This window comes from Streptomyces sp. NPDC050625 (genome assembly GCF_040654755.1).
GTDB lineage: Bacteria > Actinomycetota > Actinomycetes > Streptomycetales > Streptomycetaceae > Streptomyces.
In genome coordinates this window covers 328,131-346,142 of the sequence record NZ_JBFAIQ010000003.1, presented here as the reverse complement: position 1 = coordinate 346,142, position 18,012 = coordinate 328,131, and the positions used below count along the sequence as shown (strand labels likewise).

17 protein-coding genes and 1 tRNA gene are annotated in these 18,012 nt (G+C 70.4%); 13 read left to right on the top strand and 5 right to left on the bottom strand.

The window, feature by feature from the left end; genetic code table 11:
* The first annotated feature begins 102 nt into the window (after positions 1-102).
* Positions 103-2,022, top strand: a complete 1,920-nt coding sequence (locus AB0I54_RS09060; protein ID WP_363295255.1) for an AMP-dependent synthetase/ligase — start codon at positions 103-105, stop codon at positions 2,020-2,022.
* A 57-nt stretch (positions 2,023-2,079) separates the two neighbouring features.
* Here AB0I54_RS09060 and AB0I54_RS09055 read toward each other — a convergent pair whose 3' ends face one another.
* Entirely contained in the window at positions 2,080-2,487 is a 408-nt protein-coding gene (locus AB0I54_RS09055; RefSeq protein ID WP_363295254.1) for a rodlin, read from the bottom strand.
* A gap of 224 nt (positions 2,488-2,711) precedes the next feature.
* On the bottom strand, positions 2,712-3,122 hold the full coding sequence (locus tag AB0I54_RS09050; RefSeq protein ID WP_363295253.1) for a rodlin: 411 nt from the start codon (positions 3,120-3,122) through the stop codon (positions 2,712-2,714).
* A 222-nt stretch (positions 3,123-3,344) separates the two neighbouring features.
* Here AB0I54_RS09050 and AB0I54_RS09045 point away from each other — a divergent pair, with 222 nt between their 5' ends.
* The 7 genes from AB0I54_RS09045 (at position 3,345) to AB0I54_RS09015 (ending at position 7,804) form a co-directional block, all read left to right on the top strand.
* The gene (locus AB0I54_RS09045) at positions 3,345-3,755 is read left to right on the top strand and encodes a rodlin (protein WP_363295252.1); all 411 of its coding nucleotides are present in this window, start codon (positions 3,345-3,347) and stop codon (positions 3,753-3,755) included.
* Positions 3,756-3,964: 209 nt separating this feature from the next.
* Positions 3,965-4,192 (top strand): chaplin, encoded by a 228-nt coding sequence (locus tag AB0I54_RS09040; protein ID WP_363295251.1) that lies wholly within the window; start codon positions 3,965-3,967, stop codon positions 4,190-4,192.
* A gap of 160 nt (positions 4,193-4,352) precedes the next feature.
* Positions 4,353-5,426 carry a chaplin gene (locus AB0I54_RS09035; RefSeq protein WP_363295250.1) on the top strand — a complete coding sequence of 358 codons (1,074 nt, stop codon included), beginning with the start codon at positions 4,353-4,355 and terminating at the stop codon, positions 5,424-5,426.
* Positions 5,427-5,818: 392 nt separating this feature from the next.
* On the top strand, positions 5,819-6,058 hold the full coding sequence (locus AB0I54_RS09030; RefSeq protein WP_363295249.1) for a chaplin: 240 nt from the start codon (positions 5,819-5,821) through the stop codon (positions 6,056-6,058).
* A gap of 214 nt (positions 6,059-6,272) precedes the next feature.
* A complete protein-coding gene (locus AB0I54_RS09025; protein ID WP_363295248.1) occupies positions 6,273-6,563 on the top strand; it encodes a hypothetical protein in 291 nt (96 codons plus the stop codon).
* A 156-nt stretch (positions 6,564-6,719) separates the two neighbouring features.
* Positions 6,720-7,220, top strand: a complete 501-nt coding sequence (locus AB0I54_RS09020) for a DUF5949 family protein (protein ID WP_363295247.1) — start codon at positions 6,720-6,722, stop codon at positions 7,218-7,220.
* Positions 7,220-7,804 (top strand): vitamin K epoxide reductase family protein, encoded by a 585-nt coding sequence (locus tag AB0I54_RS09015; protein ID WP_363295246.1) that lies wholly within the window; start codon positions 7,220-7,222, stop codon positions 7,802-7,804. Before AB0I54_RS09020 ends, AB0I54_RS09015 begins: the two co-directional genes overlap by 1 nt.
* Positions 7,805-7,811: 7 nt before the next feature.
* Here the strand turns inward: AB0I54_RS09015 and AB0I54_RS09010 are convergent, their stop codons facing one another.
* The 3 genes from AB0I54_RS09010 to AB0I54_RS09000 form a co-directional block, all read right to left on the bottom strand.
* Positions 7,812-8,771, bottom strand: coding sequence for a D-2-hydroxyacid dehydrogenase family protein (locus AB0I54_RS09010; protein ID WP_363295245.1), 960 nt, complete (start codon positions 8,769-8,771; stop codon positions 7,812-7,814).
* Between the two features lie 51 nt (positions 8,772-8,822).
* Positions 8,823-9,551 carry a TetR/AcrR family transcriptional regulator C-terminal domain-containing protein gene (locus AB0I54_RS09005; RefSeq protein WP_363295244.1) on the bottom strand — a complete coding sequence of 243 codons (729 nt, stop codon included), beginning with the start codon at positions 9,549-9,551 and terminating at the stop codon, positions 8,823-8,825.
* A 151-nt stretch (positions 9,552-9,702) separates the two neighbouring features.
* A tRNA-Arg gene (locus tag AB0I54_RS09000) sits at positions 9,703-9,775 on the bottom strand.
* 320 nt (positions 9,776-10,095) lie between these two features.
* On the opposite strand from AB0I54_RS09000, the gene AB0I54_RS08995 reads away from it, so the two are divergent.
* From AB0I54_RS08995 to ettA, 5 genes are all read left to right on the top strand, one after another.
* Positions 10,096-11,703, top strand: coding sequence for a dynamin family protein (locus AB0I54_RS08995; protein WP_363295243.1), 1,608 nt, complete (start codon positions 10,096-10,098; stop codon positions 11,701-11,703).
* A gap of 3 nt (positions 11,704-11,706) precedes the next feature.
* Complete coding sequence (locus tag AB0I54_RS08990) at positions 11,707-13,725, top strand: YfjP family GTPase (protein WP_363295242.1); 2,019 nt, start codon at positions 11,707-11,709, stop codon at positions 13,723-13,725.
* Between the two features lie 218 nt (positions 13,726-13,943).
* Positions 13,944-14,414, top strand: a complete 471-nt coding sequence (locus AB0I54_RS08985) for a single-stranded DNA-binding protein (protein ID WP_363295241.1) — start codon at positions 13,944-13,946, stop codon at positions 14,412-14,414.
* 260 nt (positions 14,415-14,674) lie between these two features.
* A complete protein-coding gene (locus AB0I54_RS08980; RefSeq protein ID WP_363295240.1) occupies positions 14,675-16,099 on the top strand; it encodes a Cys-Gln thioester bond-forming surface protein in 1,425 nt (474 codons plus the stop codon).
* Between the two features lie 248 nt (positions 16,100-16,347).
* On the top strand, positions 16,348-18,012 hold the full coding sequence (ettA, locus tag AB0I54_RS08975; protein WP_363295239.1) for an energy-dependent translational throttle protein EttA: 1,665 nt from the start codon (positions 16,348-16,350) through the stop codon (positions 18,010-18,012).

Sequence of the window (18,012 nt, the reverse complement as noted above, 5' to 3'; positions counted from 1 at the left end):
GGTGCTGCCGGACCCATTGACCTACGCTTACGCATGAGTAAGTTGACCACCCGGTAAGTGCGTTCGGCAGCAGGGCAGCCAACAGCCGCGACGGGAGCCGTCATGGGCGTACGCAGGGACTTGAAGCGGGCACGGCGGCGCACCGATCTTGCGGCGCGCATCCGGGTCGAGACCGTCAGGGACGAGCACGGCGTCGTACGCGAGGCCCGCACCCCGGCGCTCGCCGCGGCCACGACGACCGGCTCCACCGCCGACCTGCCCTTCACCAACGCGGCCGAGGCCCCGGGCGCCGTGGTGCTGCGCCGCCGTGAGAGCGGCGTGTGGCGCCCGGTCACGGCGGCCGCCTTCGCCCGCGACGTCACGGACGTGGCCAAGGGACTGATCGCGGCGGGCCTCGAACCGGGCGGCCGGGTCGCCGTCATGTCCCGCACCCGCTACGAGTGGACCGTCCTGGACTTCGCGATCTGGGCGGCCGGCGGCCAGACCGTGCCCATCTACGCGACCTCCTCCGCCGAGCAGGTGGAGTGGATCGTGCGCGACTCCGGCGCCCGTTACGTGGTCGCCGAGACGGCGGAGAACGCGGCCACCGTCGCCACCGGCACCGCCGGCCATCCCGAACCCCCGCGCGTCTGGCGGCTCGACGCGGACGCCCTGGCCGAACTCACCACCCTCGGCCGGGACATCGCCGAGGAGGAGGTCGCCAAGCGCCGCGGCTCCCTGACCCCAGACACCGTGGCCACGGTCTGTTACACCTCCGGCACCACGGGAAAGCCCAAGGGCTGCGTCCTCACCCATGCCAATCTGCACGCCGAGGCCGCGAACACGGTCGAACTGCTCCACCCCGTCTTCCAGGCGGTCACCGGACAGACCGCCTCCACCCTGCTCTTCCTGCCGCTCGCCCACATCATGGGCCGCACCCTGCAGATCGCCTGTCTGATGGCCCGTATCGAGATCGGCCACTTCCCCAGCGTCAAGCCCGACGAACTCCGCCCGGCGCTGCGGGAGTTCCGCCCCACCTTCCTGGTCGGGGTGCCGTATCTCTTCGAGAAGATCCACGACGCCGGGCGCGCGACCGCCGAGCGGATCGGCCGGGGCGCGTCCTTCGACCGCGCCGACCGGATCGCCGTGCGCTTCGGGGAGGCGTATCTGCGCAGGTTCCTGGGCACAGGCAAGGGCCCCGGCCCCGGCCTGTACGCCGCCTGGGCACTGTACGACCTGCTGGTCTACCGCCGTATCCGCAAGGAACTCGGCGGCCGCCTGCGGTACGCCATCAGCGGCGGCTCCCCGCTCGACCGCAACCTCAACCTGTTCTTCTCCGCGGCCGGAATCATCGTCTACGAGGGCTACGGCCTCACCGAGACCACCGCCGCCGCCACCATCGTGCCCCCGCTGGGGCCCCGCCCCGGCACGGTCGGCCAGCCGGTACCCGGAGCGGCCGTCCGTATCGCGGAGGACGGCGAGGTGCTGATCAAGGGCGGGCTGGTCTTCGGGGCGTACTGGAACGACCCGGCCGCGACCGAGGCGGTGCTGCGCGAGGGCTGGTTCGCCACCGGCGACCTCGGCTCCCTCGACGACGACGGCTACCTCACCATCACCGGCCGCAAGAAGGACATCCTCGTCACCTCCGGCGGCAAGAACGTCTCCCCGGCCGTCCTGGAGGACCGGCTGCGCAGCCGCTCCCCGGTCGGCCAGTGCCTGGTCGTCGGCGACAACCGTCCCTTCGTCGCCGCGCTGATCACCCTCGACCCCGAGGCGGTCGCCCACTGGCTGTCCGTACGGAAGCTGCCCGCGGACACCCCGCCGTCCGAGCTGGTCCGGGACCCACGGCTGCGCGCCGAGGTGCAAAAGGCCGTCGACTACGCCAACGAGGCCGTCTCGCGCGCCGAGTCCATCCGCGCCTTCGCCCTGGTCGAGGGGGAGTTCAGCGAGGACAACGGGTTGCTGACACCGTCCCTCAAGGTCAAGCGGCACGCGGTGACGGCGGCGTACGCGGAGCAGATCGAGGCGATCTACCGCCCGTGACACGCGAACGGCGGGCCACCGGAAGGGACCGGTGACCCGCCGAGGCGGAGGGCAGGCTCAGCCGTTGCTGGTGCCGTTGCCGGACAGGGCCGAGATGTCGTCCAGGACGTGCGACAGCGGCTCGTCGCCCTTGGCCTGGGTCGAGTTCTCGACGCACTGCTGGTTCTGCGGGGAGGAAAGGACGTTGATGTCCTGAACGGCGACCGGGATGGCGCCGACCAGGGAACCCGCGTTCACCTTGGCGGGCAGACCGACGCAGGGCTTGTTCAGCGATCCCTGGACCAGCGACAGCTGCGGGCTCATGTCGCCGGCGGTGGCCGAGTTGCCGAACATCGACGTGGCGTCGGTGCCGCTGGCGGACGTGGTGCCGTTGTCGTTGCCGATGGCGAGCGCCTGCGGGGCGGCCGCGCCCGCGAGACCGGCGACGGAGGCGGCGACAGCCGCGGTTGCCCACAGCTTCTTCATGTTCGTTCCCTTCGAAAAAGCGGACTCCGGGGAGGAGCTGCATGATCGTCAACTGTTCGGAGCGGTCGAGGTTGCGGGGGCTGCTCCGATCGGCCCAGCTCAGTCCGATCATGGGAAAAGGCGCCCCCGTGTCCCCTGGGCGTGACGCAACGTAAGTCAGCGGGCCGCCGAAAACTCGGCGGCCCGCTGGTGACAACCCGGAAGGGGGTCCGGGAAGCGTCCGATCAGCTGTTGCCCGTGCCGTTGGCGGACAGTGCCGAGATGTCGTCCAGGATGTGCGACAGCGGCTCGTCGCCCTTGGCCTGCGTCGAGTTCTCGACACACTGCTGGTTCTGCGGGGACGACAGGACGTTGACGTCCTGAACCGCGACCGGGACGAGGCCGACGAGCGAGCCGACGTTCGCCTTGGCGGGCAGACCGACACAGGGCTTGTTGAGGGAGCCCTGGATGAGCGCCATCTGGGGGCTCATGTTGCCGTACGTGGCCGAGTTGCCGAACGACTGGGCGGCCCCGACGCCGCTGGCGGAAGTGGTGCCCGTGTCGTTGCCGGTCGCGAGCGCGGGTGAGGCGGCGGCGGCCGAGGCACCCACGACGGAAGCGGCGACCGCTGCGGAGGCCAGAACCTTCTTGATCACTTGCAGTTCCCTTCTGGAGAAACCCCGTCCACCGGAGCGCCCTGCTTCAACTGGCACCGGGGCGCATGGTTGCTGCAATTCACTCGGTCGGCCCAAACGAATTCAATGCGCCAAACGGGTCCGTTCGGGTGACGGGCCGCAACCATTCACGGCGCTGCCGGTTGAAGTGGACGCAGGAACGTGCGTCTTGGCGAGGAGCCAGGACAGGAAAGGAATAGCGAAATGCTCAAGAAGGCAATGGCCGCGGCGGCTGTCGCCGCATCCGTCGTCGGTGCGTCGGCGGCAGCGGCTCCCGAGGCGCTTGCCACCGGCAACGACACGGGCACCACCTCCGCCAGCGGCGTCGGCGCCACTCAGTCGTTCGGCAACTCGGCCACCGGCGGCGCCATGAGCCCGCAGCTCTCGGCGGTCCAGGGATCGCTGAACAAGCTCTGTGTCGGCCTGCCGGCCAAGGCCAACGCGGGCTCGCTCGTCGGCCTCGTCCCGGTCGCCGTCCAGGACGTCAACGTCCTGGCGACGCCGCAGAACCAGCAGTGCGCCGAGAACTCGACGCAGGCCAAGGGCGACGAGGCGCTGTCGCACATCGCGGACGACATCTCGGCGCTGTCCGCCAACGGCACCGGCAACAGCTGAGAATTTCCCGCCGCCCAGGAAGAGCGTTTCACTAACGCTTTGTCAATTCTGTAAGGGCGTTAGGGTGAATTCCTGGGTGCCGCGCGTTCCGCAGTTTCTTCGACCGTCTATCCCTCGTTCTACAGCCTGTCGGTCATGGTGCGAGCCGTACAAGTCGTGCTCGCTCGGTTTCGGCCGTCATAGGCATGACCGCAGAGAAGGGAAAGTTCATGAAGAAGACCACTGTCGTCGCCGCCGGCATCGTTTTGGCTCTCGGTGCGGCCGTCCCGGCGTTCGCCGACTCCGGCGCCTCCGGCGCGGCCACCGGGAGCCCGGGTGTCCTGTCCGGCAACGTCATCCAGGTCCCCGTGCACATCCCGGTCAACGTGTGCGGCAACTCGCTGAACATCGTCGGTCTGCTCAACCCGGCGTCGGGCAACGCCTGCAGCAACCACTGACGACGTAGCGCAACGCGCCGGCCACCCGGCCGCGTTACGGCCGGCCTTGGACCGTTGATCCCTCGATCCCTCGATCCCTGGGTTCACTCGCTCCGAGGCCGGTCTCCCAATTCTTCAAGCAGGAAGATCAACGAGATTGCGACAGACCCTGAGTAAGGGAATGGTCGCGGCTGCCGCCGCGACGAGCATCGTGTCCCTGTGCGGCGGCGTCGCGCTGGCCGACACGGGTGCGAACGGGTCCGCCAAGGACTCGCCCGGAGTCGCGTCCGGCAACACCGTCCAGGTACCGGTGCACGTGCCGGTGAACGCGTGCGGCAACTCCGTTGACGTCGTCGGCGCGTTGAACCCGGCGTTCGGCAACTCGTGCGCGAACACCTCGGGCTCCGGGAGTGCCGGCACCACCGGTGCGTCGGCCACCGGCTCCACGGCGAACTCGCCCGGAGTCGCGTCCGGCAACACCGTCCAGGCGCCGGTGCATGTGCCGGTGAACGCGTGCGGCAACTCCGTTGATGTCGCCAGCCTGTTGAACCCGGCGTTCGGCAACGCGTGCGCGAACACCTCGGGCTCCGGCAGTGCCACCACCGGCGCGTCGGCGTCCGGCACCTCGACGGACTCGCCCGGTGTCGGCTCCGGCAACACCGCGCAGGTGCCGGTGGATGTGCCGGTGAACGTGTGCGGCAACTCCGCGAACGTGATCGGCGTACTCAACCCCGTCTTCGGAAACGGCTGTGCCAACACCGCCACTCCGCCGGGCAGGACCAACACGCCGGTGACCCCGCCGGGCACGACGAGGCCGCCGGTGACCCCGCCGGGCACGACGACGCCGCCGGTGACCCCGCCGGGCACGACGACGCCGCCGGTGACCCCGCCGGGTACGACGACGCCGCCGGTGACCCCGCCGGGTACGACGACGCCGCCGGTCACCCCGCCGGGTACGACGACGCCGCCGGTCACGCCTCCCGTGACCCCGCCGGTGACGCCCCCGGGCACGCCGCCCGTGACGCCGCCGCGTACGACGACGCCGGTGACCCCGCCGCGTACCGTCACGCCGCCGCGTACCGCCACGCCGGCGGCGACGCCTCTCACCACCCCCGGCAGTGACGACCAGGCAGCGCCGCCCCAGCTGGCGCGCACCGGTACGGAGGCCACGCTTGCGGCCTCCGCCGCCAGCCTGGCGTTGGTCATGGGCGGGACGATCCTGTACCGGCGTGGCCGAGCCACGTCCCGTCGGTAGTTCTCCGGGTGCCGGGCCGCCATCGCCCGGCACCCGTGTTTTTCGGCGCGCGCTCCGGCGCCCGCACCCCTCGCGCACGTGCGTGCCGGCCGTGACGGCCGCCGCCGTGCGCGCGGCGTGTGTGCTGCGCTTGTGCGGCGTTTGAGCAGTGTTTGTGGTTGCTTGTCATGCGCAGGTGGAGCGCAGGTTCGCGTGGCGGGCGTGTCCCACAACTCCGGCCGCTATCCGTACTAATCTCAAATAAATCAGGCGTCTGTGTCTGATTCGTGAAGATGGTGACTCACTTCTCGGATCACCCCTTTGGGGGCACAACTCGCGGGAGAACCACGCGTTGACACAACGCCGGGCATCCCCGTCCGGATGTTTGTCTCGACCCCAAGGAGCACCTCTCCATGTCGCGTATCGCGAAGGGCCTGGTTCTGACCACCGCCGCTGCCGCTGCCGTTGCCGGCGGTGCCGGAATCGCCGCTGCCGACAGTGGCGCGCAAGGCACCGCCAGCAACTCGCCGGGCGTGCTGTCGGGCAACGTCATCCAGGTTCCGGTCCACGTGCCGGTCAACGTCTGCGGCAACACCGTTGACGTGGCCGCCCTGCTGAACCCGTCGTTCGGCAACGCCTGCACCAACGGCTGACGTCGCAGCACACCCCTTCGGCCGGCCGTCCGTCCGCGGTTTCCCCGCGGGAGGGCGGCCGGCTTGCGTCTGCCCGCACCGGGGGCGCCGACGGCCGTACTCCGGCGGAGATTTCGTATGTCTTCCGCGCACGGGGTTTCCGCCCCGGCCGGAACTCGTTGCACACGGCGTCGGACCCACCCGAGGTGACATGAGTCGCCGAGAAAGGAACACGATGAAGTCCCTGAAGGCTGCCGCTGTCGTTGCCGGTTCCCTGGCCCTCGCCGGCACCGCGGCGCCCGCGTTCGCCCACAGCACCGCCGACCTCACGCCCACCAGCCTCAACGGCGGCGTGAACACCCTCACCAAGGGTCCTCTGGAGCTGAACGACGTGATGCCGCTGCAGCATCAGTCGGACGCCCTCGACAGCGAGAACAAGGGCTCCGTGCTCAACGCGCTGAAGGGTGTGACCGGTGCCGTCAACCAGCACAGCCCGCTGCTGGGCGGTCTGCCGCTGCAGAGCTGACCCGCGCGTCGGGCGTTCCAGGGAGGTTGAGGGACGTTGAGGGACGTTGAGGGACGTCAAGAGGCGTCCCTCGTTCGTGTGGAGGCCCCCAGCGGTATCCGCCGGTCGGGTGATGACACGTCCGGCCGCCCGCCGGCCCGTGGATATGGTCGCGCGGTGACCTCAACCTCAAGCGCAACGCGCCCCTTCCGCGTCGCCGACGTCGGCACCCTCGTCGTACTCCCCTGGAGCGGCCCGGGCTCCGACGGAACCGACATGCCGTACCTGCTGGTCTACTCCCTCGGCGACGTGCAGGGCGGCCCGGCGGCTACCGCGGTGGCGATCGAGCGGCTGCTGGCGCTCAACGGCCTGCGGGCCGACGGGGACCTGGTCGACGCCGCCGACAAGCCGGGCCTGCCGATGACCCTGCTCGTCGAGGCCGGTCAGGCCGTGCTCACCACGCCGCAGTTCAGGGCCCAGTGCGCCGCGCCGCCGGAGTGGTTGGCGGCGGTCGCCGGACGCGGCCACGCCCACCTGGTGTTCACCACCCGCCCGTGGCCCGGGGCCCGTCCCGGTGAGCCGGTCGCCCCGGAGGCGCTGATCGCGTTCGCCGGCGCCGAGGAGACCCTGAACGCCGCCGCGCACGTCCTCCTGCCGGCCCGCAGCCTGCGCGGCTGATGCGGCGGACAGCGGGCACCGGCCGCGCCTTCGCGCTGATGCTGGTGCTCACGGGGGCGGCCGGGCTGCTGGCCTCCTGGATCATCACCCTCGACAAGTTCAAGCTGCTGGAGAACCCGGCCTTCGTGCCGGGGTGCAGCCTGAACCCGGTGGTGTCCTGCGGCAGCGTGATGAAGAGCGCTCAGGCCGCGGTCTTCGGCTTCCCCAACCCGATGCTGGGCCTGGTGGCCTACGGCATCGTGATCTGCGTCGGCATGAGCCTGCTGGCCGGGGCCGTGTTCCCCGGCTGGTACTGGCTGACTTTCGAGGCCGGGTGCCTGTTCGGCATCGGGTTCGTGTCGTGGCTCCAGTTCGAGTCGCTGTACCGGATCAACGCCCTGTGTCTGTGGTGCTGTCTGGCCTGGATCGCGACGATCATCATGTTCTGGTACGTGACGTCCTTCAACGTGCTCAACGGCTTCCTGCCCGCCCCCGATGCGTTGAAGGCCCTCCTCGCCGAGTTCACCTGGGTGCTGCCGGTGCTGCACATCGGCATCGTCGGCATGCTGGTCCTCACCCGTTGGTGGGACTTCTGGACGAGCTGATCCCGGCTCAGGGCAGTCGCCGTACCGGTGAACCCGCCAGGTAGGCGCGGATGTTCTCGATCGCCTGGCCGTAGTAGGCGGCGTAGTTGTCCCGTGAGACATAGCCGAGGTGGGGAGTGGCCAGGAGGCGGGGCGCGGTGCGCATCGGGTGGTCGGCGGGGAGGGGTTCGATGTCGAAGACGTCGACGGCGGCGCCGGCGATACGGCCCCCGTGGAGCACGGCCAGCAGCGCGTCCTGGTCGACGATCGCCGCGCGGGAGGTGTTGACCAAGTAGGCGGTCGGCTTCAGCAGGGCGAGTTCGGCCGGACCGAGCAGTCCGCGGGTGCGGTCGCCGAGGGCCAGATGGACGGAGACGAAGTCGCTGGTGGCCAGGAGGTCGTCCAGCGAGGGGGCCAGGTCGACGCCCACCTCGTCGGCGCGCTCCTTGGTGAGGTTCCGGCTCCAGGCACTGACCTGCATGCCGAAGGCGAGCCCGATCTGTGCCACCTTGCTGCCGATCTTGCCGAGCCCGAGCAGACCGAGCCGTCGGCCGTGCAGGTCGGCGCCGACGGTGGACTGCCAAGGACCGCCGGAGCGAAGCGAGTTGCTCTCCTCGACGATGCCGCGGGCGAGCCCGAGCAGCAGCGCCCAGGTCAGTTCGACCGGCGGGGTCGCGGAACTCGTGGTGCCGCACACGGTGACGCCGTGCGCCTCGGCGGCCGCATAGTCGATCACGCTGTTGCGCATCCCGGAGGCGACGAGCAGCCGCAGCCGGGGCAGCCGGGCGATGAGCGAGCCCGGGAACGGCACGCGCTCGCGCAGGGTGACCACGATGTCGAAGTCGGCGAGCGCCACCGCGAGGCCGTCCTCATCGGCGATGTGCTCGCGCAGCGCGACGATCTCTACTTCCTCTTCGAGCACCGACCAGTCGGCCGACCCGGTGGCCACACCCTGGAAGTCGTCCAGCACCGCACAGCGAAGTCGCACGTCGTCTCGCCCTCCTCGTCGGCGACTGTACTCGGCGGGCCCCGGGGGCAGTCAGTGGAGCAAGCCGGGTACGGCGTTGGAGGTGCCGGCGATCGAGGGGACCCCGGCCGCGCCGCCCTCGCCATCCTCGCCGCCCTCGCCGCGCAGCCGGGCCTCCAGGCCGTCGAGGATGGTGTCGAGGCCGAAGGCGAAGCTCCGGCTGAGCAGTTCGGCGGCGTCGGCCCCGCTCAGCACCGCCGTGCGCTCGCGCAGCCGGGGGTACTGGGCGGCGATCTCGTCCGTCCGGTTCGCAGGATCGGAGGTCTTGGCCTTGGCCGCGGCGGCCTGGGTGGCGTCGAGCAGGGCGGTGCCCGCCACGAAGGTGAAGGCGGTGTTCACGGCCCAGTCGAGGTCGCGTCCCTTGAACCCGGCCGCCTCGTAGACGGCGTACGAGTGGTTCTGGAAGCGGGCCATGCCGGGGCCGTGCACGAAGTACGTGCTGATCGCCGGGACCAGCCAGGGGTGACGCTTGACCATCGCGTACGTGTCCTGGACCAGCGCGCGTGCGGCGGTCCGCCAGCCGGTCCGGACGGGGTCGAGCAGCTCGATCTCGCCCCAGACCCGGTCGGCGGCGAGCACCACCAGGTTCTCCTTGCTGCCGACGTGCCAGTACATGGCCGTCGCGGCCGAATTCAGCCGCTTGCCGAGGCGCCGCATGCTCAGACCCTCGATCCCCTCGTCGTCGAGGAGCTCGATCGCGGCTTCGACGATTTGATCGCGATTCAACGTTTCCCGCGGCATGGAGTCAGCGTAGCCGACGGACTTAAACGGTGTTCGAGTCCGCGCTGCACTCCGTGCAAGTCGGCCCGTGTGCTCGTGCGGCTTCGTCGTACGCTGCGAAACCTGCCCTGAACAGCAAAAACGCCCTCCCGAGGGGAGGGCGGAGACTCGGCGCCCCCGGCAGGACTCGAACCTGCGGCCAAGCGCTTAGAAGGCGCCTGCTCTATCCACTGAGCTACGGGGGCCGGTGTGGTGGCCTCGTACGTGCTGCCCGGGTGTGGGCTGATCCGTGACGTTGCCGGGGACAAGGATAGGGCTCCCGGATCCATGTCCCTGTTGCTTCGCCTCCGTGGCTCAATGTGGAGGTTCGGTGAAGCGGTCCTGATAATCGCAGGCAGGTACGAATCGTGCACCGCTTTTGGCGTCTCGCGCACCGGGTGTTGTGCACTCGTTATGCCTGGACTGTGCCTGCGTCCCAGTCATCCCTTCCGTCCGATGTGTCCCGTCGGCGCGCAGACATGTCTATATGCTTCAGAATTCCCCCAAAATTGGGCATTCTTCGCATGTGGTGACCTTGGACGTACGGCCTCAGCTGCTCGACACACTCTCCGCCCTGCGCGACCGTGTCGCCGCCGCACGCTTCCCGCTGCCTCTGGCGGGGGCCCCACGCGCGCGTGCCAACCGCGACGAACTGCTCGCACAGCTCGACGACTATTTGGTGCCCCGATTGAGAGAACCCGAAGCGCCATTGCTGGCCGTTGTCGGGGGATCCACGGGGGCCGGCAAGTCGACCCTCGTGAACTCCCTCGTGGGGCGGCGGGTCAGCGAAGCGGGTGTGCTGCGGCCGACGACCCGGACACCTGTGCTGGTGTGCCATCCGGAGGACCATCACTGGTTCAGCGGCATGCGGGTGCTGCCCGACCTCACGCGCGTGTGGGTCCCCCAGCAGGAACCGGGGGACGACCTGCTCCTCCCGGGTGAGGACCCCGCGCGCGTGCTGCGGATCGAGACCGTGGAGAGCCTCCCGCGCGGGCTCGCCCTGCTCGACGCGCCCGACGTCGACTCCCTCGTCGCCGAGAACCGCGTCCTCGCCGCCGAGCTGATCTGCGCCGCCGACATCTGGGTCATGGTGACCACGGCCGCCCGGTACGCCGACGCCGTGCCCTGGCATCTGCTGCGCACGGCCAAGGAGTACGACGTCACCTTGGTGACCGTCCTCGACCGGGTGCCGCACCAGGTCGTCGCCGAGGTCTCCCGCCAGTACGGCGCCCTGCTCACCAAGGCCGGCCTCGGCCACGTACCCCGGTTCACCGTGCCTGAGCTGCCCGAATCGGCCTGGGGCGGCGGACTGTTGCCGGCCAGCGCCGTGGCCCCGCTGCGGACCTGGCTCGTCCACATGGCACAGGATCCCGGCGCCCGGCAGCACGCCCTGGCGCGTACGGCGTACGGGGTCCTGGAGTCGCTGAAGGCCCGGCTGCCGGAGCTGGCCAGTGCCACCGCCGCCCAGTACGCGGCCGCGCTGCGCCTCACCTCCGCGGTCGAGGCGGCCTACGACAGCGAGCACACGCGCGTGCGGGGGCGGTTGCAGTCCGGCGCCGTACTCGCCGGGGGCGCCCTGAAGCGCTGGCGCGCCTTTCCCCTCGACTGCACCGCGAGCGAACTGCTCGACGCCCTGCTGGAGAGCCTGGCGGCGCTGCTGCTGTGTGCCGTCAGCGCCGCCGACGAGCGGGTCGACCAGTCCTGGCGGCGGGAGCCGGCCGCGAGCGCCCCCGGGCTCACGGAGCGGGACCCGTCCCTGGAGAGCGCCGAGCACCGCATCGGTCTGGCCGTACGGCGCTGGCGGCGCGAACTCGAGGAGTACGCCGAGGACGAAGTACGCAAGATCGAACGGAGTCTCGCGCCCGACGCCGAGATCGTCGCCGCCCTGGCCGCCACGGCGCTGCTGGGCGCACACCGGGCCCGGACCGCGGGTGAGGGACTCGCCGAGCGGATCGGTGTCCACGGTGCGATGCGGCTGCGCGAACGCGCCGGACGGCTGCTCAACGAACACCTGGACCGGGTCATGTACACCGAACGCGAGCGTCGCCTCGCCCCGCTGGACGCCCTCGACGTCCACGCCGAACACCAGGCCGAACTCATCGCCGCGCTGTCCGTACTGCAGAAGGAGAGGTGACCGGTGACTGCCGTCACTGACCAGGACCACACGGACCAACCGGAACACCCTGAACGCAGGGAGCACACGGGACACACAGAGCACACGGAAGCCGCCACGGCCACCAACAACACCAACGTCACCAAGAACGCCAAGAACACCACCAGCAACAAGACCGAGGAACGCGACAACGCCCTGCGTAGAGCGGGCACCTCCGCGGCAGCTGGCGCCGACACCGCCCCCGAAGCCGATCGCGCGACCGCGCCGCGGCACGCGCGAGTGGGGCACGGCGACAGCGACCCGCCCCCCTCCGACTCCTCCGCCGAGTCCCCGGCCGGCACCTCGGAAGTCTGGGACGACGGCCTCATCGCACGGCGTGTCACCGAGGGCGCCACTGAACCGGCGTCCCTCGTCGAGACCCGCCACCCCGGCACACAGCCGGTGGCCTCCCTCGCGTACGACGGCCCGCTCCGCTCCCGCCTCGACGCCCTGCGCGAACTGGTCGGCCTCTCCCGCACCCGCCTCGACAGCCGGACCCTCGCCGAGGCCGGCCGGGTCCTCGACGAGGCGACCGCGCGCCGCAAGCTCTCCGGAGAGCACACCGTCGTCGCGATCGCGGGCGCCACCGGCAGCGGCAAGTCGCAGCTGTTCAACGCGCTCGCGGGCGTGGCCATTTCGGAGACGGGGGTACGGCGGCCGACCACCGCCGCTCCCATCACCTGCAGCTGGAGCGACGGCGCGGCGAGCCTCATCGACCGCCTGGGCATCCCCGGACGACTGCGCCGGCGGCCGGTGCAGAGCCCGGAGGCGGAGGCACAGCTGCGCGGGCTCGTCCTGGTCGACCTGCCCGACCACGACTCGGCGGCCGTGCAGCACCGCGAGCAGGTGGACCGCATCCTGAAGCTCGTCGATGCCGTCATCTGGGTCGTCGACCCGGAGAAGTACGCCGACGCCATGCTGCACGAGCGCTATCTGCGGCCCATGGCGGGCCACTCCGAGGTCATGATCATCGCCCTCAACCAGATCGACCGGCTGCCCGGCGAGGCCACCGATCAGGTCCTCTGCGACCTGCGGCGGCTGCTCGACGAGGACGGGATCGCCCTGGGGGAGCACGGCGAACCGGGCGCGACCGTGCTCGCGCTGTCCGCGCTCACCGGGGACGGCGTCGGCGAACTACGAGAGGTGCTGGGCCAGTTCGTGTCGCAGCATCGGGTGGCGGCCCGGCGTATCGCGGCCGATCTGGACTCGGCCGCGGACCGGCTGCTGCCCGTGTACGCCACCGGGCGTCGCACGGGGCTGAGCGAGGAGGCGCGGGACGAGTTCTCCGCCCGGCTCGCCGAGGCGGTCGGCGCCACCGCCGCGGGCGAGGCCGCCGAACGTGCCTGGCTGCGCAACGCGAACCGGGCCTGCGGCACGCCCTGGCTCCGGTTGTGGCGCTGGTACCAGGGCCGCGGCGAGCTTTCCACCGGGCCGATGACCCTGCGTACGCAGGCGGACGAGGAGGCGACGGCACGTCAGCGCGTCGAGCAGGCGGTCCGTACGGTCTCCGAACGGGCCTCGGCCGGGCTGCCGGCGCCCTGGGCGCAGGCGGTGCGCGAGGCGGCGGTACGGGGGTCCCAGGGCCTGCCCGAGGCGCTGGACGACCTGGCGGCGCGGGCCGGTCTGCCACCGGGGCGACCGCCGCGACCGGGCTGGTGGCCGGCGGCCGTGCTGGCCCAGGTGTCCATGACGATCCTTCAGGTCGTCGGCGGGCTGTGGCTGGTGGGTCAGATCGCCGGGCTCCTTGCGCCGAACCTCGCGGTGCCGGTGCTGCTGATGCTGGCGGGCATCGTCGGTGGGCCGCTGGTGGAGTGGAGCTGCCGGATGGGGGCGCGCGGGCCGGCACGGCGGTACGGCCAGGAGGCGGAGCGGCGCTTGCGGGAGGCGGCCGCGGGCTGCGGTCGGGCCAGGGTGCTCGATCCACTGGCCGCGGAGCTGCTGCGGTACCGGGAGGTGCGGGAGCAGTACGTGCGGGTGACCAGGGCCGGAACCGCCGTGGGGTGAGTTCGCGGGATGTGGATCACTCGTCGGGGTGGCGAGGTTTTCCACAGGAGGCCGGTGGTCCACAGCGCTCAGCGGGCCCGGCCCGACGGAGGCAGTCTGGCTCTGCGGCGATCGCGACGGAGGACGAAAGCGGTCGCGGCAGCAGACGCAGCCGTACGGGACGGGCCCGTACGCAGGCCGGCCCGGCGTCAAGGACCCGGGCGAGGGAGGGATTCACGATGAACGAGACGGTGCTCTGTGTGGTGGGCAACGTGGCGACGCAGCCGGTGTACCGGGAGTTGCCCTCGGGGCCCTCGGCGCGCTTCCGGATGGCGGTGACGTCGCGTTACTGGGACCGCGAGAAGAGCGTCTGGACGGACGGGCACACCAACTTCTTCACGGTGTGGGCCAACCGCCAGCTCGCGGTCAACGCGGCGGCCTCGCTGAACGTGGGCGAGCCCGTCGTCGTCCAGGGCAGGCTGAAGGTGCGCACGGAGACACGTGAGGGGCAGCCGAACTGGGCCTCGGCGGACATCGACGCGGTGGCGATCGGCCATGACCTGGCGCGCGGCACCGCGTTCTTCCGCCGCGCGGCCAAACCCGAGGCGGCGTCGGCGCCGCCGCGGCCCGAGCCCAACTGGGAGACACCGGCGGAGGAGTCGGGAGACACTCAGGCACAACAGCACGCGGAGAGCGTCGCGGTGACGTGATGTCAGCCACATTGGCCGGTTGACCGAACTGCGGCTTATCGGCGAATGCGCTCCGAACGACCCGGTGGATTTGTCGATAAGCCCTGCTCACGGACCGTCATCGCGATAACGATTCCGATTCGGATCGGTCATCCGACCATAGGACCGGCAAGGCTGGTGTGCCTGATCCTTAGGATGCCGGGCGTAGCTCTCGGGGCTGCTGATTCTGCTGGTAGGACCGCACCCTCCGCGTCAAAGGGTCCTGCTCGAAGGGGAATTCCGTGCATCTTGCGTTCTCTGGGCTCTCCGGTACGTCCGCGCCGTCCGCGCGCGGACGAGGTGCGGCCCGCCTCGCCGCCGCGACGCTGGTGTCCGCGCTCGTGGCCGCCGGCGTACTGGCCGGGGCAGGCGCGGCCGCCGCTGAGGGGACCCCGCAGAACCAGGGCGGGGCCACCGCCACCATCGAGGGCCTGAAGACCTACGGCGAGGCCGTCGTCCACGAGGACGGCAGCGACCTCAAGGTGGCCGCGGGCCTGTTCGAGATGTCGGTGGAGGGCGGCGGCACCCTGCAGACGTACTGCGTCGACATCCACAACCCCACGCAGAAGGACGCCAAATACCAGGAGACGCCCTGGAGCAGCACCTCGCTGGGCACCAACAAGGCCGCCGGCAAGATCCGCTGGATCCTGCAGAACTCCTACCCGCAGGTCAACGACCTGGCGGCACTCGCCGGGCGGGCGGGTGTCACCGGGCTCACCGAACAGGACGCCGCGGCCGGCACCCAGGTGGCCATCTGGCGCTACTCGGACGGAGCGCACGTCGACGCCGTCGACCCGCAGGCCGAGAAGCTCGCCGACTACCTCGAGAAGAGCGCACGCGACCTGGCCGAGCCGAAGGCCTCGCTGACCCTCGACCCGCCCGCCGTCTCCGGCCGCCCCGGTGGCCGGGTCGGACCGGTGACCGTCCACACCAACGCACACGCGGTGACGGTGACGCCACCGGCGAACGCGGCCATCAGCGGTGTCCGGATCGTCGACGGCACCGGCAAGGTCATCACCTCGGCGCAGGACGGCAGCCGGCTGTTCTTCGACATCCCCGGGGACGCCGCCGACGGCACGGCCGAGCTGACCGTGCAGGCGTCGACCACCGTGCCGGTCGGCCGCGCCTTCGCCTCCGAGAGCCGCAGCCAGACCCAGATCCTGGCCGGCTCCAGCGAGTCGACGGTCTCCGCCACGGCCAGTGCGACCTGGGCGGAGAAGGGCGCGATACCCGCGCTGTCGGCCCGGAAGAACTGCGCCGTGGGCGGCGTGGACATCAGCGCGGCCAACAAGGGCGACAAGCCCTTCACCTTCGAGCTGATGGGCACCGAGTACTCCATCCCGGCGGGCACCTCACGCACCGTGACCATCCCGCTGCAGGAGGACCAGGCCTACGACTTCACGATCACCGGGCCGAACGGCTTCGCGCAGCGCTTCAGCGGCGTCCTCGACTGCAAGACCCAGGGCAGCGCGGGCGGCGAGTCCACCCAGACGCTCAGCGAGCCGAGCCCGGCCTCGGTGGGCGGCACCTCCGGCGGCACCAACCTCGCCGCCACCGGCGGCACCAGCGCCACCCCCGTGATAGCCGGCGTGGCCATCGCCCTCGTAGTGATCGGCGGCGCGGCCCTCGTCCTGCTCCGCAAGCGGGAGACACCGGCGGGGGACTGAGCCGCACGACACGAGCGACACGGCACCAGCGGCACCGCAAGAGCATGACCGCACCTTGAGAACTCAACAGCGAGTGGCCGTGAGGTTACTCCCCGAACAGACGACCCCGGCCCGCCCCCGCACGGCCCCGGGCCGTCCCGCACCGCGACGACCGACGGTCACCAGCCGGTTTTCACCGGTGCCCGGCCATGCGGCAAGATGGGGTGTATCTGCCCACTGCCAGATTTCAAGCTGCCGGACGGTTTCTCTTGGCTGAGTTCATTTACACCATGCGCAAGGCGCGCAAAGCGCACGGCGACAAGGTGATTCTCGACGATGTCACCCTGAACTTCCTGCCGGGTGCCAAGATCGGCGTCGTCGGTCCGAACGGTGCCGGTAAGTCGACCGTGCTGAAGATCATGGCTGGTCTGGAGCAGCCGTCCAACGGTGACGCCTACCTCTCGCCCGGCTACAGCGTCGGCATCCTGCTCCAGGAGCCCCCGCTGAACGAGGAGAAGACCGTCCTGGAGAACGTCCAGGAGGGTGTCGCCGAGATCAAGGGCAAGCTCGACCGGTTCAACGAGATCGCCGAGCTGATGGCGACCGACTACTCGGACGCGCTGCTCGACGAGATGGGCAAGCTCCAGGAGGAGCTCGACCACGCCAACGCCTGGGACCTCGACGCCCAGCTGGAGCAGGCCATGGACGCCCTGGGCTGCCCGCCCGGCGACTGGGCCGTCACCAACCTCTCCGGTGGTGAGCGCCGCCGCGTCGCCCTGTGCAAGCTCCTGCTGGAGCAGCCCGACCTGCTGCTCCTCGACGAGCCCACCAACCACCTCGACGCCGAGTCGGTGAACTGGCTGGAGCAGCACCTCGCCAAGTACGCGGGCACCGTCGTGGCGATCACCCACGACCGGTACTTCCTGGACAACGTCGCCGAGTGGATCCTCGAACTCGACCGCGGCCGCGCCTACCCGTACGAGGGCAACTACTCCACGTACCTGGAGACCAAGGCCACCCGTCTCAAGGTCGAGGGCCAGAAGGACGCCAAGCGGCAGAAGCGCCTCAAGGAAGAGCTGGAGTGGGTGCGCTCCAACGCCAAGGGCCGCCAGGCCAAGTCCAAGGCCCGCCTCGCGCGGTACGAGGAGATGGCGGCCGAGGCGGACAAGATGCGGAAGCTGGACTTCGAGGAGATCCAGATCCCGCCGGGCCCGCGTCTGGGCAACGTCGTGGTCGAGGTGAACGACCTCCAGAAGGGCTTCGGCGAGAAGATCCTCGTCGACGGCCTGTCCTTCACCCTGCCGCGCAACGGCATCGTCGGCGTGATCGGCCCGAACGGCGCCGGCAAGACCACGCTGTTCAAGATGATCCAGGGCCTGGAGACGCCGGACGCCGGCGACATCAAGGTCGGCGAGACCGTCAAGATCTCCTACGTCGACCAGGGCCGCTCCAACATCGACCCCAAGAAGACGCTGTGGGAGGTCGTGTCCGACGGACTCGACTACATCAACGTCGGCCAGGTCGAGATGCCCTCGCGCGCCTATGTCTCCGCCTTCGGCTTCAAGGGCCCGGACCAGCAGAAGCCGGCCGGCATCCTCTCCGGTGGTGAGCGCAACCGTCTCAACCTGGCGCTCACCCTGAAGCAGGGCGGCAACCTGCTGCTCCTCGACGAGCCGACCAACGACCTCGACGTCGAGACCCTGTCGAGCCTCGAGAACGCCCTGCTCGAATTCCCGGGCTGTGCCGTGGTCGTCTCCCACGACCGGTGGTTCCTCGACCGCGTCGCCACGCACATCCTCGCCTACGAGGGCGAGTCCCGGTGGTTCTGGTTCGAGGGCAATTTCGAGTCGTACGAGAAGAACAAGATCGAGCGGCTCGGACCGGACGCCGCGCGTCCGCACCGCGCCACCTACAAGAAGCTGACCCGGGGCTGA